This is a genomic window from Pseudalkalibacillus hwajinpoensis (genome assembly GCF_015234585.1).
Classification (GTDB): domain Bacteria; phylum Bacillota; class Bacilli; order Bacillales; family Guptibacillaceae; genus Guptibacillus; species Guptibacillus hwajinpoensis_B.
The window spans coordinates 719,359-740,469 of record NZ_JADFCM010000008.1; the positions used below are offsets into that span (position 1 = coordinate 719,359).

At 40.0% G+C, this 21,111-nt stretch carries 22 protein-coding genes; 17 read left to right on the top strand and 5 right to left on the bottom strand.

Annotated features, from left to right (window positions below; all coding sequences use genetic code 11):
* Positions 1-27 precede the first annotated feature (27 nt).
* The 3 genes from IQ283_RS15455 to IQ283_RS15465 all read left to right on the top strand — a co-directional run bounded on the left by IQ283_RS15455 (position 28) and on the right by IQ283_RS15465 (position 2,920).
* A complete protein-coding gene (locus tag IQ283_RS15455; RefSeq protein ID WP_194221016.1) occupies positions 28-972 on the top strand; it encodes a nucleoside hydrolase in 945 nt (314 codons plus the stop codon).
* Positions 973-1,198: 226 nt separating this feature from the next.
* The gene (locus tag IQ283_RS15460; protein ID WP_242057361.1) at positions 1,199-1,807 is read left to right on the top strand and encodes a hypothetical protein; all 609 of its coding nucleotides are present in this window, start codon (positions 1,199-1,201) and stop codon (positions 1,805-1,807) included.
* Between the two features lie 9 nt (positions 1,808-1,816).
* On the top strand, positions 1,817-2,920 hold the full coding sequence (locus IQ283_RS15465) for an AI-2E family transporter (protein ID WP_194221018.1): 1,104 nt from the start codon (positions 1,817-1,819) through the stop codon (positions 2,918-2,920).
* Between the two features lie 43 nt (positions 2,921-2,963).
* Here IQ283_RS15465 and IQ283_RS15470 read toward each other — a convergent pair whose 3' ends face one another.
* The gene (locus IQ283_RS15470; RefSeq protein WP_242057362.1) at positions 2,964-3,758 is read right to left on the bottom strand and encodes a peptidoglycan-binding protein; all 795 of its coding nucleotides are present in this window, start codon (positions 3,756-3,758) and stop codon (positions 2,964-2,966) included.
* A gap of 252 nt (positions 3,759-4,010) precedes the next feature.
* Between IQ283_RS15470 and IQ283_RS15475 the strand changes: the two genes are divergently transcribed.
* The 4 genes from IQ283_RS15475 to IQ283_RS15490 all read left to right on the top strand — a co-directional run bounded on the left by IQ283_RS15475 (position 4,011) and on the right by IQ283_RS15490 (position 6,442).
* Entirely contained in the window at positions 4,011-4,274 is a 264-nt protein-coding gene (locus IQ283_RS15475) for a hypothetical protein (RefSeq protein WP_194221019.1), read from the top strand.
* Positions 4,275-4,385: 111 nt separating this feature from the next.
* Entirely contained in the window at positions 4,386-5,048 is a 663-nt protein-coding gene (locus IQ283_RS15480; RefSeq protein ID WP_226612358.1) for a type 1 glutamine amidotransferase domain-containing protein, read from the top strand.
* Positions 5,049-5,204: 156 nt separating this feature from the next.
* Positions 5,205-5,483: a hypothetical protein gene (locus tag IQ283_RS15485; RefSeq protein WP_226612359.1), complete on the top strand. Its 279-nt coding sequence runs from the start codon at positions 5,205-5,207 to the stop codon at positions 5,481-5,483.
* A gap of 89 nt (positions 5,484-5,572) precedes the next feature.
* Positions 5,573-6,442, top strand: coding sequence for an aldo/keto reductase (locus IQ283_RS15490; protein WP_194221020.1), 870 nt, complete (start codon positions 5,573-5,575; stop codon positions 6,440-6,442).
* Positions 6,443-6,476: 34 nt separating this feature from the next.
* Here the strand turns inward: IQ283_RS15490 and IQ283_RS15495 are convergent, their stop codons facing one another.
* Positions 6,477-6,977, bottom strand: a complete 501-nt coding sequence (locus IQ283_RS15495; RefSeq protein ID WP_194221021.1) for a cupin domain-containing protein — start codon at positions 6,975-6,977, stop codon at positions 6,477-6,479.
* Positions 6,978-7,218: 241 nt separating this feature from the next.
* Between IQ283_RS15495 and IQ283_RS15500 the strand changes: the two genes are divergently transcribed.
* From IQ283_RS15500 to IQ283_RS15520, 5 genes are all read left to right on the top strand, one after another.
* Complete coding sequence (locus IQ283_RS15500; RefSeq protein ID WP_194221022.1) at positions 7,219-7,716, top strand: PTS sugar transporter subunit IIA; 498 nt, start codon at positions 7,219-7,221, stop codon at positions 7,714-7,716.
* 80 nt (positions 7,717-7,796) lie between these two features.
* Entirely contained in the window at positions 7,797-9,200 is a 1,404-nt protein-coding gene (gene treP, locus IQ283_RS15505) for a PTS system trehalose-specific EIIBC component (RefSeq protein WP_194221023.1), read from the top strand.
* A gap of 92 nt (positions 9,201-9,292) precedes the next feature.
* Entirely contained in the window at positions 9,293-10,984 is a 1,692-nt protein-coding gene (treC, locus tag IQ283_RS15510; RefSeq protein ID WP_194221024.1) for an alpha,alpha-phosphotrehalase, read from the top strand.
* A 4-nt stretch (positions 10,985-10,988) separates the two neighbouring features.
* Positions 10,989-11,708 (top strand): trehalose operon repressor, encoded by a 720-nt coding sequence (gene treR / locus IQ283_RS15515; protein WP_194221025.1) that lies wholly within the window; start codon positions 10,989-10,991, stop codon positions 11,706-11,708.
* A gap of 111 nt (positions 11,709-11,819) precedes the next feature.
* Positions 11,820-12,311 (top strand): GNAT family N-acetyltransferase, encoded by a 492-nt coding sequence (locus IQ283_RS15520; protein WP_194221026.1) that lies wholly within the window; start codon positions 11,820-11,822, stop codon positions 12,309-12,311.
* Positions 12,312-12,344: 33 nt separating this feature from the next.
* On the opposite strand, the gene IQ283_RS15525 is transcribed toward IQ283_RS15520, so the two are convergent.
* On the bottom strand, positions 12,345-12,485 hold the full coding sequence (locus IQ283_RS15525; RefSeq protein WP_194221027.1) for a hypothetical protein: 141 nt from the start codon (positions 12,483-12,485) through the stop codon (positions 12,345-12,347).
* Between the two features lie 169 nt (positions 12,486-12,654).
* On the opposite strand from IQ283_RS15525, the gene IQ283_RS15530 reads away from it, so the two are divergent.
* Positions 12,655-13,749: an NAD(P)H-dependent flavin oxidoreductase gene (locus tag IQ283_RS15530; RefSeq protein WP_194221028.1), complete on the top strand. Its 1,095-nt coding sequence runs from the start codon at positions 12,655-12,657 to the stop codon at positions 13,747-13,749.
* Between the two features lie 263 nt (positions 13,750-14,012).
* Positions 14,013-15,014: a zinc-dependent alcohol dehydrogenase family protein gene (locus IQ283_RS15535; protein WP_194221029.1), complete on the top strand. Its 1,002-nt coding sequence runs from the start codon at positions 14,013-14,015 to the stop codon at positions 15,012-15,014.
* A gap of 131 nt (positions 15,015-15,145) precedes the next feature.
* On the opposite strand, the gene IQ283_RS15540 is transcribed toward IQ283_RS15535, so the two are convergent.
* Entirely contained in the window at positions 15,146-15,997 is an 852-nt protein-coding gene (locus tag IQ283_RS15540; protein WP_194221030.1) for a glycine betaine ABC transporter substrate-binding protein, read from the bottom strand.
* 132 nt (positions 15,998-16,129) lie between these two features.
* On the opposite strand from IQ283_RS15540, the gene IQ283_RS15545 reads away from it, so the two are divergent.
* Positions 16,130-16,324 carry a hypothetical protein gene (locus IQ283_RS15545; protein ID WP_194221031.1) on the top strand — a complete coding sequence of 65 codons (195 nt, stop codon included), beginning with the start codon at positions 16,130-16,132 and terminating at the stop codon, positions 16,322-16,324.
* A gap of 84 nt (positions 16,325-16,408) precedes the next feature.
* On the opposite strand, the gene IQ283_RS15550 is transcribed toward IQ283_RS15545, so the two are convergent.
* Positions 16,409-17,047, bottom strand: a complete 639-nt coding sequence (locus IQ283_RS15550) for a LysE family translocator (protein ID WP_194221032.1) — start codon at positions 17,045-17,047, stop codon at positions 16,409-16,411.
* 338 nt (positions 17,048-17,385) lie between these two features.
* Here IQ283_RS15550 and IQ283_RS15555 point away from each other — a divergent pair, with 338 nt between their 5' ends.
* Together IQ283_RS15555 and IQ283_RS15560 are read left to right on the top strand one after the other, a co-directional pair.
* Positions 17,386-20,631, top strand: coding sequence for a DEAD/DEAH box helicase (locus IQ283_RS15555; protein WP_226612374.1), 3,246 nt, complete (start codon positions 17,386-17,388; stop codon positions 20,629-20,631).
* A gap of 80 nt (positions 20,632-20,711) precedes the next feature.
* Entirely contained in the window at positions 20,712-20,999 is a 288-nt protein-coding gene (locus tag IQ283_RS15560; protein WP_194221034.1) for an HNH endonuclease, read from the top strand.
* The last annotated feature ends 112 nt before the right edge of the window (positions 21,000-21,111 follow it).

Sequence of the window (21,111 nt, forward strand, 5' to 3'; positions counted from 1 at the left end):
TGATAAGTATGGGGATGAGGTGAAGGAATGGGACAAAAGGTCTTGTTTTTTGGAGATGTAGGAATCGATGACACGATCGCGCTTTTATTTGCTTATTTATCAGAAGGCGTGGATGTTATTGGTATTGTAGCTTGCTACGGAAACGTATCAAAAAAACAAACGACCCGTAACGTTCGCTACTTACTTGAAGAAGTTGGCCGAACGGATATCCCTGTAATGGGTGGGGCAGAAAAGCCTATGACTGGAGAGGTGCCGATTTATTATCCTAATGTACATGGACCGGAAGGATTAGGTCCTATTACGCCACCGCCAAATGAAGCTGCCCCTTTAGAGAATTTCTTTCAAGTGATTTCATTAATTGAAGAGTATGACGACCTTGTGATCGTAAACGTTGGGAGGATGACTTCTCTTGCGACTCTCTTCCTCTTGTATCCAGATACGATGAAAGGAATTAAATCATTTTATATAATGGGCGGTGCATTTAACGTACCAGGAAACGTGACGCCGAGTGCAGAAGCTAATTTTTATGCAGATCCAGTTGCGGCAAATATTGTGATGAAATATGCTGAGCATGTTTTTTTATTTCCACTAAATGTGACGGAGCATGCGATTGTAACGCCGGGAATGGTTAATTATGTTCATGCAAAAGGGAAGGCGCCTCTTATGAAGCCACTTTTAGATTACTATTATGAGGAATTTTATAAGAAAATGGTTCCAGACATTGAAGGTAGTCCTGTTCACGATGCGCTTACGTTAATGGGGGTTGAAAAGAAGGACATTTGCACATTCTACCGCACTCGTGTAGCAGTAGAAATTACCGGAGAAGCCCGGGGCCTAAGTATTGGTGATTTTAGGAAATCCTTTGAACAAGATGGATTTGATGGAAGACCCATTCATTCAGTCGCAATATCAATGAACTATTTTGCTTTCTACCAATTATTTATGAGTACGATGACCGGAGAAACTTTCTAGAAATCTGAAACATTTCCTTGTGTTCTTTCGTAAATGGTGTAGGATAGTCTTAAAAATGAGATTTCTCTCAAACAAAGATTATACCTCTTGTGTACCTAAGCTATTATATATACTTGGTTTCTATTGCGATCCAGGCGGTTCACCCTTATACCATGCCATCTGTTGCGAATAGGTGTAAAGATAGAGATCGCGTAACAAATGCGAGAAATGAAGAGGGTGTTGTCATTTGAATGACATTGGAAGAATGGTTCAGCAAATTGAGATATCTGGAACAGAGGTTCTTCGAAAACCAGAAGAGCTGAAGCTAATCGGTAGAGGTAGAAGTGCAGTCGTATTTAGAATACCTGATGAACAAAAGGTTCTTAAGGTTTTCTATCCTGACTGTGCTCATCTTGCTGTGCAGGAAGCTTCGATTTATCAAGTACTTCAAGATAATAACCACTTCCCTTTTTATTATGAAGGAGGAGAGGGGTATGTGGTTTTAGAATACTTGGACGGCATTACATTCTACGAGTGCTTAAGACGAGGGATTATCATCACTGATAATATGTTACTGCAGGTGGATGTGGCGCTCCAGTATGCCCGTTCTAAAGGGTTGAATCCTTCCGATACACATCTCCAAAATGTGATGCTTCTCTCGAATGGAGAAGTTCGCGTCATCGATGTTGTTCGCTTCCGTCAATCAAAGGAGTGTACGCACTGGGATGACTTAAAGATGGCCTATGATCGCTACTACCGACGTCGCTTCTTTCCGAAGAAATACCCCGTTTGGTTCATCGAGATGATCATTCGGCTCTACCGTAAAGGCTTCATCAAAATGAATGAAAGGAAGTGATGATCGATCATGCAGCAATCACGATTGTTTCGATTTTTTATTTGGCTCCTCCTTATTTTTACAGTGATTTGGGTAGGGAGTAAAATCGAATTTATTTTTCGTCCACTTGTGATACTCGTAACAACTTTAGCATTTCCAATCATCGCTGCAGGGGTGTTTTATTATATTCTTAGACCTGTTATCGCCCTTTTAGAAAAGTGGAAAATACCTAGACCGCTTGGTATTCTCCTTGTCTATCTTGCCCTTGCTGGTGGTGTGACTGGTTTAGTCCTGAGTATTGGTCCTGTTCTAGTTAATCAATTTAATAGTCTTGTCCAAGGTGCCCCGACCCTTATCAATGATCTACAAAAGGCGACCAACGAATGGCAAAGCAATCCATACATAGCGAGAATTCTTCAAAGTGAAATGGTTGATATACAGGAGTTAACGGATCGTATATCGGGTTCTATCGGAGAAATTAGCTCCTCTTTCGGAAACTATCTTTTCTCCATATTAAATGTGGTGACAAATGTACTTGTAGGAATTGTGCTTCTTCCTTTTATCCTTTTCTTTATGTTGAAAGATGGAAAGAAACTGATGCCTTCTTTACTTAGCGTTGTGCCTCGAGCTCATCGAAAAGAAGGGGCGAAAATACTAGAGGACATGGATGATGCATTAAGTGGCTTTATTCAAGGCCAGCTGATTGTTAGCATCTTTATTGGAACCTTTGTTTACATTTGGTATGTTATTATTGATCTTGATTATGCGTTAATTCTAGCGCTCATTGCCCTTTTCCTTAATGTTGTACCGTTTATCGGTCCTATCATTGGGACGGCACCTGGGGTTATTGTAGGATTAATTCAATCACCGCTTACAGCTTTATGGGTTGTCCTTGGTGTGATCGTAATTCAACAAATAGAAAGTAACCTTGTATCACCTCTTGTGATGGGGCGAAAACTTGATATCCATCCACTAACGATTATTTTATTGTTATTGGTTGCCAGCAGCCTCGCTGGATTCCTAGGACTCATTCTTGCGATTCCAACTTATGCGGTGTTAAAAGTAATCTTTACGCATACGTATCGATTAATTAAACTGCAGCAGCGTGGAAAGCATGCAACGAATAAATCATAAAAAAAGAACAGGCACTCCAAATATGGAATGCCTGTTCTTTTTCTTATTCAATGACGCGTATCTTAACATCTTTTCGTCCCCAATTGAGGGCGCCTTGCTGACTTGGAATAAACACATCAATACGATTGTTATTAATGTCGCCACCAATGTCTGCAGCAATGGCAGTGCCATATCCTTCAACTTCCACAATGGAGCCAAGTGGAATCATATCAGGATCAACGGCGATCACTTTGGCGTCCGGGTATTTGTCTAAATTGATTCCCATCTTAGTAACACCAGAACACCCGGTGCAATCGGCTGTATAAGCGGTGCTTTCTGCCGTGAATTCTTTCCCTGCAGCTGAACCTGGTGCAGCCATTTGATCTAACGCTCTACGTGTGGATGGTCCTGCAATCCCATCAGCTGAAAGGCCATTGTCTCGTTGGAATTCCTCTACAAGTGTAGCTGTACCTGAACCATATATCCCATCTGCATCGCTCTCATATCCCGCTTGATTAAGCTGGCTTTGTATATGTATGACTTGTTTCCCGATGTCTCCACGTCTTAGGACTTGAAGGGCTTGTTTTGTTTCTGGTCCTGCAATCCCATCTACTTGGAGATTGCGATTCGCCTGAAAATCCTTCACGGCTTCTTCAGTGATCTCTCCGTAATAGCCTGTTGCAGTGTAGTAGGGGAATAGCCCTTTCGTCATAAGATAGTCTTGCAGTTCCTTAACTTCTCCCCCTGAGTCGCCTTGTTGGTTGACACGATCAAATGCTGCAGAAGCAAATGAAGGCGTGGCTACAAAAATGATGCTAGAAATAAGTAGCGCTGCTACGAGTTTCATTTTGTGTTTCATCTCTATTCCTCCTTGAATGATTGTCCTATACAAGAGACAGCATTCGGAGGAAAAGGAGTCTATTCGACGATTTTGATCAAATACCCGACGATATGATTAGAAAACGACCAAATAATGGAATGGAAAGAGTGAAGAAAAGAAGGACTATGTTTGAAAAGCCCTGGTCAAATTGATCGTTGACTCTTCATCAATAGAGATGGAAAATAGAATAGTTAGTGAAATCGGTTCTTTCAGAAAGGAGATACATTTCTAGTGAAAGCTCTTGAAAGAAAATGGATTCATCTTATCAATATTATTCTTGGAGTCATTATTGTTCCATACTCTATTTTAGAACTCCTCGGTGTTTTAAAGTTAGCTGAAAATAATAACTATCTGTTCGTTCCAATCGGATTATTTGTTCTTTGGATCGTTCTTTATATCCTGCAAATTAAGAAGAAAAACACTCTTCTTGTTATGAGTGCTATCTTTCTCAATGTGTTCTATTTGTTTTTTATTATCCCTCAATTGTTATATTAGTAAATTTTCTGGATTCTTCAATCCCATGAATACTTTTTTGAACATCGGGTATTGTACTAAAGTGGTCATAAAGACTAACAAGTACTTAGAAGATAAAGGAGAGGAATTCAATTGACTAAAGTATTAATGGTCGTAACAAATCATACAGAAATCGATTCAGAGCACAAAACAGGACTATGGCTTGAAGAGTTCGCTGTCCCTTATAACATCTTCAAGGAAAAAGGGTATGACATCAAAGTCACTTCCATTCAAGGTGGCGAAGTAGAGCTTGATCCAAATAGTATCCCAGAAGAAGATCCGAAAGAATGGGAAGACGCTCAAAACCAACTGAAAAATACAACTAAGGTAACAAAAGAAGATGCAAATAACTTTGACGTTGTCTTTCTACCGGGCGGTCACGGAACGATGTTTGACTTCCCTGATAGCGAAGTTCTTCAACATATCCTTCAGGAACAAGCTGAAGCAGATAAAATTATCGGATCCGTTTGCCACGGTCCAGCAGGACTTGTGAACGTAACTTATAAAGACGGTACACCTCTTGTAAAAGGGAAGAAAGTAAGTGCCTTTACTGATTCTGAAGAGCGAGAAATGGGGCTTGTTGAACAAATGCCATTCTTGCTTGAAACCAAATTACGTGAAAAAGGTGCTAACTTTGAGTTAGGCGAGAACTGGTCAGTTTATTCCGTTCGTGACGGTAATTTAATTACAGGACAAAATCCACAATCAAGTGAAAGTGCTGCAAATAAAATTATTGAAGCTATTGAAGGCAAATAAAGAAAAGATAAAATGATTGAGCTTAATGCTTATCATTAACTGATACGAAAGAAGGGGGCGGACCAGTAAAGGTCTGCTCTTTTTCTTTATTACCCTTTCTCTTAAAGAGGAACTGAGTGATAATATGTAGAATGATAGAAGAATAGGATGATGAACTTGAAATTTATTTTATCTCACCCATTTATCAAGGTAATTAGAAAAATGGAACGTACGGAACAGAAAACGCTAGAGCAGGAGCACGATTTAGAACTATATGAAGATCGGATAGTTGTTGGACATAAACATTTTGCGATCAAAGATGTCTTTGATATGTCCTATCGATTTCAATCGACGCTTTATGGTTTTTTATATCTTCATACAAATAGTGGTGTTGAATCATTTATTATCAAAAAGGATCCCACTGTTTTTATTAATGAATACCGCAAGCTTGTGTAAGGAATAGCATAGCGTCTTAAGAAATAGTGTAGAGAAGGGAGTCAGATTTCTTTAGAGATAAAGGTGATTGAAGAAGGAGGCGAAATAAGATGGGGATTGAGAAAACGGTTGTTCTATCAAACGGTGTTAAAATGCCTTATCTTGGTTTTGGTGCTTTTAAACTAAATGGGGAAGATGCCTACAGCGCTGTTAAAGTTGCCATTGAAACGGGGTACCGCGGCATTGATACAGCTTCCTATTATGAGAATGAAGAAGCAGTGGGTCGCGCGATTAAGGATTCAGGAATTCCACGCGAAGAGCTGTTTATTACTTCTAAAGTTTGGAACGATGAGCAGGGCTATAATGCAACGCTTGCTGCTTTTGAAAGATCGCTGGAACGATTGGGCACTGATTATCTTGATTTGTATTTAATTCACTGGCCAGTTCCTCACTTATTTCTTGAAACATGGCAAGCGCTAGAGAAGCTCTATCATGAAGGAAAGGTATGTGCTATTGGTGTTAGTAACTTTGAGACGCACCATCTAGAAGCCATTTCTCGTATCTCAACCGTCAAACCTGTTCTCAATCAAATTGAGTTACACCCTGAGTTAATACAGGGTGAACTAAGAGATTACTGTCGATCAAAAGGAATTCAGGTCCAGGCATGGTCACCGTTAAAACGAGGTCAGGTGTTAAAGAATCCGGTGATTCAAGCAGTTAGCGAACGTTATGGTAAAACACCTGCACAAATTGTTCTTAGATGGTGTCTTCAGCATCAGATTTTGTTGAATGTGAAGTCCTCCCATAGCGAGCGGATTAAAGAGAATGCAGCTATTTTTGATTTTAATTTAACTGATGAAGAGATGGTTTCCATCGATTCTCTTCATTCTGACAGCCGTATAGCGCATCATCCTGATAACCTGGACTTTTACGAAAAAACGGTTCCGGGATTTAAGAAATCTGAATATACTTCTTCCTAAAAAAGACGCCTATAAAGGCGTCTTTTGCTATGTTCTAGCGGCCCCAAACGTCAAGTAATGGTCCATTAACACCAAAAATAGGATCCGTTGCAGGTAATGAAACATTCTTAATGTTATCGATGGCATCTTTTCGTTCATCGGCTTTTCCTGTTCTAAGATCGTGGGGCATACCGGCTGGATAAGCCCCTACTACGCGGAAATCGGTCGAGGATGCTTCTTTTTTATGTCCCACACCAGCAGGAATGACGACAACATCTCCTACTGTCACTTCAACCGTTTTTCCGTTTTCTCCTCCAAATGTAATAGAAGCCTCTCCTTTAATCACTCCAAGTACTTCGTGGCTGTTGCTGTGATAATGATGATAAGAAAAGACGCCATTCTCCCACGCATTAGTCCAATTGTTTTCTTTGAAAATCTTCATACAATTACCGGGATGATCTAGCGCTCCTGGATAGAGAATAAGCGGATGGAACGGGTTGTTTGGAATGTTACCATCATCTTCAAACGTTATCGTTTTTATTTGGTGCTTTTCCATATGATCACTCCTTAGTCCTTTTGTATACGTTTTCGAGAAATTTGAAACATGTATCAGCGTTTAGGATATGACAATCAGGGAATTTATGTATCGAATCACATCTTCCCCCTTAGAAATGTGATTTAAAAGATGAGTATTTTAGTTGACTAACTTGTCTATACAAGATAAACTGCATGTGTAAGATAAACTTGTATAGACAAGATAGAATATAAATGAAAGCGGTTGAAAGGGGAATGTTCTTATGTTGAAAAAACTATTTGGTAAAAAAGAAAAGCTGTCAGAAGAGGTTATATACGCTCCTTTAAACGGAGATGTTGTTGAACTTGAAAAAGTTCCAGATCCAACATTTTCACAAAAAATGATGGGAGACGGTGTTGCGATTGAGCCAAAAGACGGAAAAGTCGTTTCGCCAGTCAACGGGAAAGTAATCCAGTTCTTCCATACGAAGCATGCGGTTGGAATTGAATCTGAATCAGGTCTTGAAATTTTGATCCACGTTGGTTTAGAAACAGTTAACATGGGTGGAGAAGGATTTGAAGGTCACGTAAAAGAAGGCGACAAGGTAAAAGTTGGCGATCCTCTCATCACAGTTGATCTTGATCTTGTTAAGGAGAAAGCAGCGAGTACGATTACGCCTGTGATTATTACAAATGCTGATGTTCTTGAAAATGTTGAGAAGAAATATACAGTCGGCGCTTCAAATGAGACTGAAATTATGACAACCAAAGTAAAAGGATAAAGTTATGAACTTCCTAAGAGAGTGCGCTATATATCAACTCTCTTAGGATCTATCTAATTATTTCTAAGGGGGAAGAAAACATGGCGATTAATCGAGAGTCTGTCGAACAGATCCTGGAAGCCATAGGCGGTAAGGAAAATATTTCGACCGCAACACATTGTGTAACCCGTCTGCGTCTTGTTTTACATGATGAAAGTAAAGTAGATACAAAAGCACTTGAAGAGAACGAGCTTGTCAAAGGTTCTTTTTCGGCGAATGGACAGTTTCAGGTAGTCATTGGTCAAGGAACCGTTGATAAAGTATTTAAGATCTTTGCTGAGATGGCAGATATTGAAAGCGCGTCCAAACAGGACGTGAAAGATGCGGCTGCAAGTAAACAAAATATCCTCCAGCGCGGTGTGAAAACACTTGCTGATATTTTTATACCGATTTTACCTGCAATCGTAACAGCTGGTTTGCTTCTTGGGATTAATAATATTCTCACAGCACCGGATATCTTCTTTAGTGATCCACTTGTAGAGGTGTATCCACAGTGGGCAGATTTAGCGAGTATTATTAACCTGATTGCTAACACAGCCTTCGTCTTTTTACCTGGCTTAATTGGTTGGTCAGCAGCGAAGCAATTTGGCGGAAGTCCATTGCTCGGTATTGTACTAGGTCTTATTCTTGTTCACCCTGATCTCCTCAATGCATGGGCATATGGAGAAGCCGACGATATTCCAACATGGAATTTGTTCGGACTTGAAATAGAGAAGATTGGGTATCAAGGGCAAGTCTTGCCTGTTCTTGTGTCAGCTTATATATTAGCCAAAATTGAAACTTTTCTTAATAAGCGGATTCCAGATTCCATTCAAATGCTCATTGTGGCTCCTGTTGCCTTGCTCGTAACTGGATTCCTAGCGTTTACTCTTATTGGACCGGTGACATTCTGGATTGCGAATCTCTTAACGGATGGTTTTATTGGATTATTTGATTTTGCACCAGCTATTGGTGGATTAGTGTATGGGGCTTTATATGCGCCACTCGTTATCACGGGAATGCACCATACGTTCCTTGCTGTAGATTTGCAGTTAATCGGCAGTACGGGAAGCACATTCTTATGGCCGATGCTGGCACTTTCCAACATCGCCCAGGGTGCAGCGGCACTTGCGATGATGCTGATTACACGTAATGAGAAAACGAAAGGACTTGCAGGTACTTCAGCTGTCTCTGCTTTCCTAGGCGTCACTGAACCTGCGCTATTCGGTGTGAATTTACGCTTTAAGTTCCCGTTCTTTGCAGCGATTATTGGTTCAGCTGTGGCTGGTCTTGTTATTACGGTCAGTGGTGTTGAAGCAACATCGATCGGTGTAGGTGGTATACCTGGCTTCCTTTCAATCTTTAAAGAATACTGGGGTGCTTTCTTTATGGGGATGGCCATCGCACTCGTCGTACCATTTGTTTTAACATTCTTGTATGGGAAAGTTAGAAAAGTAAGTGAGTAAATAAAAAGGAGCGATATCATCAGGCACTTAAGCTGCTCCGATGGTATCGCCTTTGTTTGTTTTTTCAAGTATACAATTAGGAGTTGAATGATATGCAACAACCATGGTGGAAGAAGTCAGTCGTTTATCAAATTTATCCGAAAAGCTTTAATGATACAACTGGTAACGGTACGGGGGATATTCAAGGCATTATCGAAAAACTGGATTATTTAAGTGAACTTGGAGTTGATGTCGTTTGGCTAACACCAATCTATGATTCACCTCAGAATGACAATGGATATGATATTCGAGACTACTTTAGTATTTATGAAGAGTATGGAACAATGGAGGATTTCGATCGTCTCCTTCAAGAAGCCCATTCAAAAGGCATTAAGATCATTATGGATATCGTTGTAAATCATACGTCAACCGAACATCAGTGGTTCGTCGAGTCTCGTAAATCAAAGGATAATCCTTATCGAGACTATTACATCTGGAAAGATGGCGTAAATGGAGCAGAACCAACAAACTGGCAGTCAAAATTCGGTGGTAATGCGTGGCAGTTTGATAAAGAAACCGGTCAATATTACTTGCATCTTTTTGATGTCACACAGGCTGATCTTAACTGGGAGAATGAAAAAGTAAGAGATGAAGTGTATGATATGATGACATTCTGGTTTGAAAAAGGGGTCGATGGTTTTCGTCTCGATGTGATTAACCTTATTTCGAAAGATCAGAATTTCCCAAATGATGATGGTTCTGTAGCTCCTGGAGACGGACGTAAATTCTATACAGATGGTCCAAAAGTGCATGAGTATATGAACGAAATGAATCGCAATGTGTTTATGAAATATAACAGCATGACGGTTGGGGAGATGTCTTCAACAACGATTGACAACTGCATTAAATACTCTAATCCTAAGCGAAATGAATTGAGCATGACATTCAATTTCCATCATTTAAAAGTCGATTATCCTGATGGAGAAAAGTGGTCTGTAGCCGATTTTGATTTCCTAAAGCTAAAAGAAATTCTATCGACATGGCAGGCGGAAATGTATGAAGGTGGAGGCTGGAATGCCCTCTTCTGGTGTAACCATGACCAGCCCAGAATCGTATCACGCTATGGGAATGACGGGGAGTACAGACGTGAGTCAGCCAAAATGCTAGCGACAACAATGCACCTGATGCAAGGTACTCCGTATATTTATCAGGGAGAAGAAATTGGGATGACGAATCCAAAGTTTGATGCGATCTCATCTTATCGCGATGTAGAGTCGTTGAATATTTACTCCATTCTTAAAGAGGAAAAAGGGTATAGTGAAGAGGAAGTACTCGAGATTTTGCGTCATAAATCAAGAGATAACTCAAGAACGCCTGTTCAATGGAATTCAGAAGCAAACGCTGGGTTTACAACAGGGGAACCATGGATACCCGTTGCGAAAAACTATGAAGACATTAACGTCGAAGATACTCTTAATGAGAGTCATTCAGTATTTGAACATTATCAGAAGCTAATCGCACTTAGAAAAAATATGGATTTGATCACATACGGTGACTATGAGCTTCTTTTAGCTGAACACCCACAGCTTTTCGCTTATGTAAGGAACGGTGAAAATGAAAAGCTTCTTGTGATCAATAATTTCTATGAAAGTGAAGTAACGTTTGAACTTCCGGAAGATATGGAAGTAAATGGTTATCACGCAGAGGTTCTATTATCGAATTATGAAGACACCCCTAACACTTTCAAGAAAGTGTCATTGCGACCATATGAGTCGATTGCTTATCATCTAACTAAGGCAAGGTGAGTCTATGAAGCAAACCAAGTACCAGCAAATATATAATGATCTCTCTCTGAATATACAAAATGGTACCTATCAACCGAATACTAAATTACCTTCAGAACACGAGTTAGCGGAAGCGTACGGAACATCTCGAGAGACGATTCGTAAAGCTCTTAATTTGCTTTCTCAAAATGGTTTGATTCAGAAAATTAAAGCGCGAGGATCTGTCGTTCTCGACCTTAACCGCTATGAATTTCCGGTTTCTGGTCTTGTGAGCTTTAAGGAAATCTCTCAAAAAATGAATCGCTCTTCTCGTACCATCGTTCATGATCTAGAAAAAAATCTTCCATCGAAATGGGTTGCTGAGCAGTTGGAGCTAAAAGATAATGCGCAAGTATGGCATGTTGTAAGAGCTCGTGAAATAGATGGAGAGAAAATTATACTGGATCGCGATTATTTTCCAGTAGAATTTGTTCCTGAGCTGACAAAATCGATTTGTGAGAATTCGATCTATGATTATTTAGAGAATGATCTTGGCCTTGTTGTAAGCTATGCTAAAAAGGAAATTGTAGTGGAAGAGGCGGATGAAGAGGATCGTCTCTACCTGGATTTGCATGATTACAATCATGTTGTCGTGGTTCGAAACTACGTTTATTTAAATGACACTACATTAATTGAGTATACTGAATCAAGGCACCGGCTTGATAAATTTAGATTTGTTGATTTTGCTAGACGCGAAAAGCAATAAGAGAAGCGCTCCTATGATTAGGAGCGCTTCTTTATCTTACTGTCATATTGAATTTTCCTGGTTGAGTAGTAATAATAAAAAAAAGAGTTAGATTGGAGAGGAGTCTTTCATTTGAGAGTTAATGAAGAAAACATCTATCTTGTGAAAGCTGAAAACGATCATATTAATGCGTTGAAATCATTCACTCTAGATGAAAGGCAGCTCGCTTTCACGTCGATGCCAGTCCCTGCATATGAGAAATGCCAGATCGATCATGATCGCTTTCCTGTGGTTATTATGGAAAAGGATCAGCCAGTTGGCTTTTTCGTTCTAGATCGTGGGGATGATACCTTCTCGTATTCAGATAATACTAAGGCCGTTCTGTTAAGAGCGTATTCAATCAATCGACCTGAGCAAGGAAGAGGGATTGCGAAAGCCTCTTTACAGCTGCTAGAACAGTTTGTAAAAAGGCATTTCCCTAATTGTCATGAAATCGTTCTTGGGGTTAATGAAGACAATGAAGCAGCTAAGAAGATTTATTTAGGAGCGGGGTTTATTCATACTAATAAGAAAAAGAATGGGCGCTCAGGGCCTCAGGCTATTCTAAAATATCCAGTTATATAGCATCGTTCTTTACAACTAAAAAGCCAGGAGAATTTACTCCTGGCTTTTGATACACGCTTTTTGTAGGCTATATTCTATTAAGAATGCTTGGAATTCTTCTTTAGTGACATAAGCTTCCATTGCTTCTTCCACGACAACATGCCATTCTTCAGGCAAATAAGAGTTTTCTTTCAAGACTCATTCCCCCTGCAACGATAATGTTAACCTATTGTGTATATATGGTTAACATTATCATAGCGGTAGATCAATCGAATTGCAATATAAATTCCTCAGCGTAATTGGAAGGAGTCATTCTTTTTATAAAGAAGTATTTGAAAGGGCAAAGGAAGAGATAGAAAGGAAGATGGTAGTCTTGTGGAATGAAACTCTCGTAACTTCCATATTAAACATCGAATACCCGATCGTACAGGCGGGAATGGCCGGAGGGGTGACAACACCTCAATTAGTTGCTTCTGTATCGAATACGGGAGGCTTAGGCAGCTTAGGGGCTGGGTACATGACACCTGATCAAATGCGGATCGCGATAAAAGACATTAAACAGTTCACGTCAAGGGCTTTTGCTGTTAACTTGTTTATTCCTGAGGAGGATCACTCCTCCAATGAAGTGGTGGAGCAGACGAAGCAGGTGCTTCAGTGCTATGCTACAAAACTTGGTATAGAAGACTATAGTTATAAAGAGAAGCCTTTTTCGGTTTTAAAAAAAGAATACAAAGAAAAGCTTAAGATTTTAATAGAGGCAGATGTACCTGTATGTAGCTTTACTTTTGGAATTCCTTCAAAAGAGGATGTCCAGCAACTAAAGCGTAAAGGAATGATCCTTATCGGAACGGCAACGACGGTAAATGAAGCCATTATCAATGAAGAGAGAGGAATGGATCTTGTGGTGATGCAAGGGGCAGAAGCGGGTGGACATCGTGGCAATTTTGAAAGTGAAGTTAATTCGTCTCTTGTCGGTATTTCCTCTCTTATCCCACAAACAGTTGATGCCATAGAGATTCCTGTTATAGCGGCTGGTGGAATCATGGATGGACGAGGAATTCTCAGTATGCTCGTTCTTGGAGCTGGAGCTGTTCAGATGGGAACAGCATTTGTGACGTGTCAAGAAAGTGGGGCTCACCCTCTTCACAAACAAGCGATATTAACGAGCACGGAAGAACAAACAATGATCACACCCGTATTTAGTGGGAAGTCTGCTCGTGGTATAAAAAATGATTTTATTACCGAAATGACTGAATCTAACTTACCAATGTTGCCTGGTTACCCAGTGTTAAACACGTTAACAAAAGAGATTCGTAAACAAGCAGCTGAGCAAAATCATCCTGAATGGATGTCATTGTGGTCGGGGCAAAACCCACGGTTGAGTACTTCGAAATCCGCGGAGGAAATAATTCGAGATAGCGTCTCAGAGGTAAATAACATCATCAATAGGATTTCGTAATCAAGATACATCCAGCATACTAACCATATCCAAATGAACGTGAAGAAGCCCTTCTCATACGCATGAGAAGGGCTTCTTCAATGGCTTGCATTGATAGGCCGGTCATCTGACAGCACCTTTTATTATGAAAAGATAATGACCGGCTGTATAATGAGTTTGGTCATAAATTCTGAATGAAATACCTGTTTGTTTAGAAAGATATCGGGGAAACGCAGAAGAATGAACAAGGTAATTTGAATTAGATCCAGGAAGGGTGTTTATTCATGAAAGCAGTTGTGATTAACGAATTTGGAGCACCATCAAATTTTCGTGTAGAAGAGCTCTCATCAAGAGAATTAAAAGCTGGTGAAGTGAGAATTAACGTGAAAGCAACAAGCGTTAATCCAGTGGATATGAAAATACGATCTGGTCAAGCAGAAGCGTTTGCTCCAGCATTTCCAGCCGTTCTACATGGAGATGTAGCTGGCATTGTGGAGGAAGCATATGAAGGAAGCGCGTTTAAAAAAGGTGACGAGGTATATGCTTGTGCGGGCGGGGTAAAAGGTCTCGACGGAGCACTCCGTGAACAAATGATTGTTGATCAAAAGCTTGTGGCTAAGAAACCAGCGCGTTTATCTATGAAAGAAGCTGCCGCATTGCCGCTCGTATCTATCACGGCGTGGGAAGCGCTCATTGATCGAATCAATGTAAAGCCAGGACAAAATGTTCTTATTCACGGTGCGACAGGCGGCGTTGGGCACATCGCTATTCAGATTGCTAAATCACTAGGTGCCGTCGTCTATACGACAGCTTCAACGAATGAGAAAATGAAGCTGGGTCAAGAACTCGGTGCTGATTACGCGATCAATTATAAAGAAACGTCTGTCGAAGAATATGTTAATCACTATACAGATGGAAAAGGTTTCGATGCTGTTTTTGATACAGTAGGCGGAGATAACATGGAAAAGTCATTTCAAGCAGTGAAAAATGGCGGCGACGTTGCCTGTATTGTTGGCAGTGGTGAACACGATATGACACAACTTTATGTGAAAAGTGCTTCATACCATGGTGTTTTAATGCTCGTTCCGATGTTAACGAATGAAGGAAGAGAGCATCACGGAGAAATTCTAAACCGCGTTGCGCATATGGTAGATCACGGCATATTAAAGCCGGTTTTGGATGAACAATGCTTTACTTTTACTACGATCGGTGACGCTCATGCACGACTTGAATCAGGAAAGACGATTGGCAAAGTTGTTGCAGAAAATGATTTGACATATTCTTAAATGTAACGTTAGATAATGAAAAGGAACCCATTCGGGTTCCTTTTCATATTGGTTAGTCACACAAATGTACTAAAAAATAAAGACATTCATGAGAGCTAATAGATAAAGAATTCGAAGATGAGTTCAGGCCGTTATTCAGTCCATTTAGAGACAAGCTCTTCGTTCTCTTCAACCCACTGCTTTGCGCCTGTTTCGGTGTCGTCAGCATTCTTAATCGTTGCCATTAGACTACCGAGTGAATCATCATCCATCTTCCAATTGTTCATCCACTTAACGATTTCAGGGTGATCGTCACTGAAATCTGTTCTTGTCATAAAGTAAATATCGTCCGCTTCACCATAAACATTTTTGGGATCTTCCAGGTACTTTAAGTCATATTCTGCAAAAGCCCAGTGAGGATTCCACAGCGTGACAATAATAGGTTCTTCGTCTTCATAAGCTTTCTTAAGCTCACTCATCATCGCTGGACCAGAGCTATCGACAAGGTCATAATTTAATTCATATTCATCAACAGCCGTTCTGCTCATTTCCATCAAGCTAGCGCCCGGATCAATTCCAACAATTTGTTCTAATCCAAGTTCGTCTTTTTTGTCGTTCAGTTCATCTATACTATTGATATCCATATACGAAGGAACAACCAGCCCAAGACCAGTACCCTCATACCATGTTTCTTGCATCTCAACATCTTCTTTATACTCTTCATATAGTGGCTTATCAGTCGTTGGGAGCCAAACCTCTGCTGCTACATCAAGATCGCCTTGTGAAATACCAGCCCAAACTGGTGACTTTTCCATTGATTTTAGTTCAATGTCGTATCCTTTTTCTTCAAGTATCACTTTCCACATATTTGAAACGGCGATATTTTCAGCCCAGTTGTTTAATCCAAACGTAACCGTTCCTTTCGATTCTTCACTTTCTCCAGATCCACAAGCTGCTAAAATTGAAAGTGCTGCAATGACTAGGACTAAGATTCCTCTCCTCATAAATACTCTCCTTTTTCTTTCTTATTTTTTGTGCGAAAACGCACATGTTTTCTATCATAACAAATGTGTCACACTTTTGCAGGTTTATTACAGAAAGGAGACAGTGTATGATGAAGGTAGGGAGGGATGGGGATGATCACAATTGCAACAACGCTTATTGTTATTTTTCTTGTTATTATTTTAATTGGTACGCTAATGGTTGCCGGAAAAAGTGATCCTGGGTATGGGAAGAAAGCGAAGAATACAACGGTTACCATTTCCGCTATTTATCTTCTTGTAAGCGTTCTCGCTATAGCAGGCATTGCAGCTTATGTTTATTTTACGTAAACGTATCATTGTAACGAGAATGCTTCCTCAAAAACATTCGTAGTCATAAATGAAGACGTAATAGGATTGGCTGCATAGCCAATCCTATTTTGAAGCAACGAAAATCATTTCAGCTGCAAGGTAGCCGAACCGTAATCCAAAAAATAATAATACGAGACTGGCTGTTACACTAATCGCACGGAGCGTTCGAGGTTTCATTAGTGATTTTCCGAAGTGGACGGTCATACAAAGATTGACATTCCAAAGGCCGATCCCAATGAAAACGAGTGCAGATAAGAAAAAGGCCTGCCATTTGTCTGGCTGTTGCAGTGAAACGCTAAGCACTGATCCGTAAATACCGAGCCAGAAAAGAAGGTTCATCGGATTAAATGCAGCGATCATGAAACCAGTTGCGTAGGAATGAAATAAGCCCGTTTTTTCTTTGTCCTCGTCTTCATCAAGACTTACTTGAGATCGAAAGCCTTGAATCCCTGAAATCGTTAAGATAATGGCTCCGAGAATCATCAAACTAATTTGGACAATAGTCAACTTAACAAAAGTTGCAATACCGAAATACATCAAATACATGAGTACAAGGTCTGCACTCATTCCACCTGCTCCTACGAAGAGAGAAGACCAGAACCCTTTATGAATTCCTCGCTTCATGATTTCAATGTTAATTGGACCGAGCGGAGCAGCAATTGATAAGCCTAGGATAATGTGAGCAATAGCAATTTCTAGCATGGCGAGCAATCTCCTTTTATCTATGTATTCTGATTCAAGATAAATACTTTTGAGCAGGCTGTTGAAGTGGATAGATATTTGATTTATTCGAATGAAGTGAAGGGTTCACTCGAATGAGTCAAACATCTAGAGAGCATTAATCGTAACGAATGTAACTTTGAAATAAGGAATTCCTCTTTCTTTAATACATGTCCACACGGTCTAAATTAGAAGTCTCATTTTGAATTTAGGGAAAAATATGCTATTATGCTCTTTTGGGTCGCGCAATATTTTGAAGAAGATGTGGAAAATTGTATAATGAAGGTTACTACTACCATTGGAATTGATGTGATGTGGATATGAAGCATTTTTCTATGTTTACTAAAAGTGAAATAAAGGAACGTTTTCCAGTGAGCTTCTATCAAAGAGGTCTCACCTATTTTCAGAATGGGCGCGTATCTGAGCTTACATATGATAAAGAAGATCAGTCTTATCGAGCTTATGTAAACGGAAGTTCTGAATATGGCGTGTTAATTGAGCTACTTGGTGATAACTGGTTTGGGTCTTGTGAGTGTCAAGCATTTGAAACATATGGCACTTGTAAGCATCTTGCTGCTGTGCTTATTGCAATCAGCGAGAAGGGGCCGGAGGAAGAAAGCGAAAAGGAAAAACCATCACAGGTATCTCAATCACCACGAAGCTACAGTGAAACAAATCAGCTCATTCAAGTATTAAGTGATTATCAACCCGAAGCGAACCGCTCAAGATTGAGGGCGGATGAGTTGAAGATTGAGTTTACATTGAAAGCGAGCTCTTACCCGACGCTTCGTAAATCTCAAGGAGATTCTCCGTGGACTCTTGAACTTAAAGTAGGGGTAAACCGCTTATATGTCGTGAAAGATATTCGCGCATTTCTTGATGCGGTACTTGATGAGCAATCTTATTTGTTTACGAAAAAGTTCAGTTATGAACCAGATGAACATAAGTTTCATGAACTCGATGAGCCTTTTATTCAACTTCTACTCGCGATAAGAAGGAATGAGAAGGTTTATTTGGATTTACCTGATAACTGGGGACGTTTTACTGAAAACCGTGAATTGATTTTACCTCCATTGACAGCGAACGAGTTTCTTTCAGAGTTTTTAAAGCAAAACAGATTGATTCGTTTTGAATACAATCGGACGCTTTATGAAGAGACTGAACTTTTCGATGGTGGGTTACCATTTTCATTTGAGATTGAACAGCGGGAAGACGATTACGTACTTCAGTTAAATGGATTTCAAAGCGCAGCTTATTTTCCTACTTACGGGTGGGTATTTCACGATGAGAAGCTATATAAATTGTCGAAAAAACAGCAGTCCTTATTAAGGGATTTGTCTCATTTTCGAAATGCGGCTAGAAAAAGTGACTTATCCATTTCACAAACGCAGATTGAACCATTTCTCTCTCAGGTCGTTCCAGGTCTCAAAAAGCTTGGGGATGTATTGATCTCTGAACAGATCAATGAAAAAATCATCAATCCTGATTTGCGTGCGAGAGTCTATGTAAATGCAGAAGGACAGCGACTTCTAGTTAACGTTGAATATGAATATGGCGAAGATGTGATCAATCCTTTTAAAGATGATTCCCGGATCGTAAATGACCAGGGAGGCATTGTCTTAAGAGACAGTGAAAAGGAACAAACAATTATGTCTCTTATTGAACAAGCATCACTAAAATTCAACGGTAAAGAGCTATATGCAGAAGATGAAGCGGTGATATTTGACTTTCTTTACTGGACGATTCCAGAACTAAATGATCTTGCTGATGTGTTTCTGACAGAATCTGCTCGAGGTTGGTTATTGGATGAATCATCGGCTCCGGTAACATCAGTAGATATGGATCATAGTGGAAATTGGCTTGATGTAAGCTTTGACATGAAGGGATTGGATGAAGAAGAAATCTCTCATATTCTTAAAGCTGTGATCGAAAAAGATCGCTATTATCGCCTTGCGAATGGTGCCTTCGTTTCAATTGAAAATGAAGATTTTCAACATGTTAGTCAGCTATTCGACGACCTGAATATAAAAGAAAAAGATATCGAAAGAGGAGAACTTCATCTGCCACTCTATAGAGGGCTCCAGCTCGACGAAAGAATGAGCGGTGGAAAGCACGCTTCACGTTATAGCAAGGCTTTTCGAGATCTTATCTCTCGTTTAAAGCACCCGGAGGACCTTCAGTTTGATCTTCCAACAGGGCTAGAAGCTGATCTTCGCTCGTACCAGATGACGGGATATCAATGGCTAAAAGCACTTGCCCATTATCAGTTGGGTGGGATTCTTGCAGATGACATGGGACTTGGTAAGACATTGCAAAGCATTGCCTACTTGCTGTCTGAGAAAAAAGATAATCCAGAAGCGATGGCGCTTGTTGTCGCACCAGCATCACTTATTTATAACTGGAAAAAGGAGTTTGAGAAATTTGCTCCTGGACTTCAGATTGAAGTGAATACTGGTACGCCAACTGAGCGGAAAGAGCTTCTAAGTCAAGGGCTTCAGCCAGATGTTTGGATAACTTCATATCCGACTCTCAGGCAAGATATTGCCCATTATGAAACCATTCAATTTGATTCCGTTATTCTTGATGAGGCTCAGGCAATTAAGAACCCTGCGACAAAGACCTCACAAGCTGTGAGACAGTTAAGTGCTAAGAAGCGGTTTGCACTCAGCGGAACTCCAATTGAGAATTCACTTGATGAACTATGGGCACTTTTTCACTCGATTATGCCTGGATTCTTCCCGGATCAATCCACGTTTAGAAATTTACCACATGAGCGAATTTCGAGAATGGTGAAGCCATTTATTCTAAGACGTGTGAAGAAGGATGTACTTAAAGAGCTTCCTGATAAGATTGAGACGGTTCAAGTATCAGAGTTAACAAAGCAGCAAAAAGAACTGTACATTGGCTACTTGCACCGTATTCAGCAGGAAACTAAAGAAAGCCTTGCTGGCGATGGTTTCCAAAAAAACCGCATGAAAATACTGGCTGGACTTACTCGTTTAAGGCAGCTATGCTGCCATCCGTCTTTATTCGTTGAAAATTACCAGGGTCAATCGGGTAAACTTGAGCAGCTTTTAGATATTGTTACGACATCAATCGAGAACAAGAAACGTCTTCTGATCTTTTCGCAATTCTCGAGCATGTTAAAGATCATTCATCAAAAGCTAACGGATCTAGGCTATTCTGCTTTCTATTTAGATGGTCAGACGCCTTCAAAAGATCGAGTTGAAATGACCGAACGGTTTAATGATGGCGAGAATGAAATTTTTCTTATCTCATTGAAAGCAGGGGGAACAGGTTTAAATTTAACTGGTGCCGATACGGTTATTCTTTATGATCTATGGTGGAATCCAGCTGTTGAAGAACAAGCTGCAGGACGAGCTCATCGAATTGGACAGAAAAAAGTTGTTCAAGTTATGAGATTAATTACTCAGGGAACCATCGAAGAGAAAATTTATGAGCTTCAGCAAAAGAAAAAAGAACTCATTGAGAAGGTTATCCAACCTGGAGAAACGATGATCTCTAGTCTATCTGAAGATGAAATAAAAGATATTTTGAGCATTTAATCGCTAGAACTTAAGGGTTTTACTTGGTTTGAATAGCCCTTATCAAAGTAACAAACAATACCTTATAGAGGGGTGTTTAGATGGATGTGTGTGAATTATGCGGAAGAACGGTTACCAAATGCACGCTTCACCATTTAACCCCTAAAGAAGAAGGCGGTTCTTTCAAACCAACCGCCTGGCTATGTGTGCCTTGTCACAAGCAAATCCATGCTCTCTATACGAACAAGGAACTTGCTATTAGGCTCAATACGATTCCACAGCTCAAAGAAGATGATCGAATTCGTCGTTATTTGAAGTGGATAAAAAAACAGCCAGGAACGAAGAGTGTTAAAACGAAGAAGGCAAACAGTCGAAAACAGAAAAAATAAATTTTCGAATCGATTTTTTATTAAAAATCCTTATAAAACGCAACGTTAATTGAAAAATCTCGAAAATGAGTTAGTTTGGATTCGAAATTCGGCGTTTCGACATTTTTTATAG

Coding starts and splice junctions, on each gene's coding strand:
- IQ283_RS15560 (WP_194221034.1), top strand. CDS start 20,712: ATGGATGTGTGTGAATTATGCGGAAGAACGGTTACCAAATGCACGCTT.
- IQ283_RS15465 (WP_194221018.1), top strand. CDS start 1,817: ATGCAGCAATCACGATTGTTTCGATTTTTTATTTGGCTCCTCCTTATT.
- IQ283_RS15455 (WP_194221016.1), top strand. CDS start 28: ATGGGACAAAAGGTCTTGTTTTTTGGAGATGTAGGAATCGATGACACG.
- IQ283_RS15540 (WP_194221030.1), bottom strand. CDS start 15,997: ATGAGGAGAGGAATCTTAGTCCTAGTCATTGCAGCACTTTCAATTTTA.
- IQ283_RS15545 (WP_194221031.1), top strand. CDS start 16,130: ATGATCACAATTGCAACAACGCTTATTGTTATTTTTCTTGTTATTATT.
- IQ283_RS15555 (WP_226612374.1), top strand. CDS start 17,386: ATGAAGCATTTTTCTATGTTTACTAAAAGTGAAATAAAGGAACGTTTT.
- IQ283_RS15550 (WP_194221032.1), bottom strand. CDS start 17,047: ATGCTAGAAATTGCTATTGCTCACATTATCCTAGGCTTATCAATTGCT.
- IQ283_RS15490 (WP_194221020.1), top strand. CDS start 5,573: ATGGGGATTGAGAAAACGGTTGTTCTATCAAACGGTGTTAAAATGCCT.
- IQ283_RS15470 (WP_242057362.1), bottom strand. CDS start 3,758: ATGAAACACAAAATGAAACTCGTAGCAGCGCTACTTATTTCTAGCATC.
- IQ283_RS15495 (WP_194221021.1), bottom strand. CDS start 6,977: ATGGAAAAGCACCAAATAAAAACGATAACGTTTGAAGATGATGGTAAC.
- treP (WP_194221023.1), top strand. CDS start 7,797: ATGGCGATTAATCGAGAGTCTGTCGAACAGATCCTGGAAGCCATAGGC.
- IQ283_RS15530 (WP_194221028.1), top strand. CDS start 12,655: ATGGTAGTCTTGTGGAATGAAACTCTCGTAACTTCCATATTAAACATC.
- IQ283_RS15535 (WP_194221029.1), top strand. CDS start 14,013: ATGAAAGCAGTTGTGATTAACGAATTTGGAGCACCATCAAATTTTCGT.
- IQ283_RS15500 (WP_194221022.1), top strand. CDS start 7,219: ATGTTGAAAAAACTATTTGGTAAAAAAGAAAAGCTGTCAGAAGAGGTT.
- treC (WP_194221024.1), top strand. CDS start 9,293: ATGCAACAACCATGGTGGAAGAAGTCAGTCGTTTATCAAATTTATCCG.
- treR (WP_194221025.1), top strand. CDS start 10,989: ATGAAGCAAACCAAGTACCAGCAAATATATAATGATCTCTCTCTGAAT.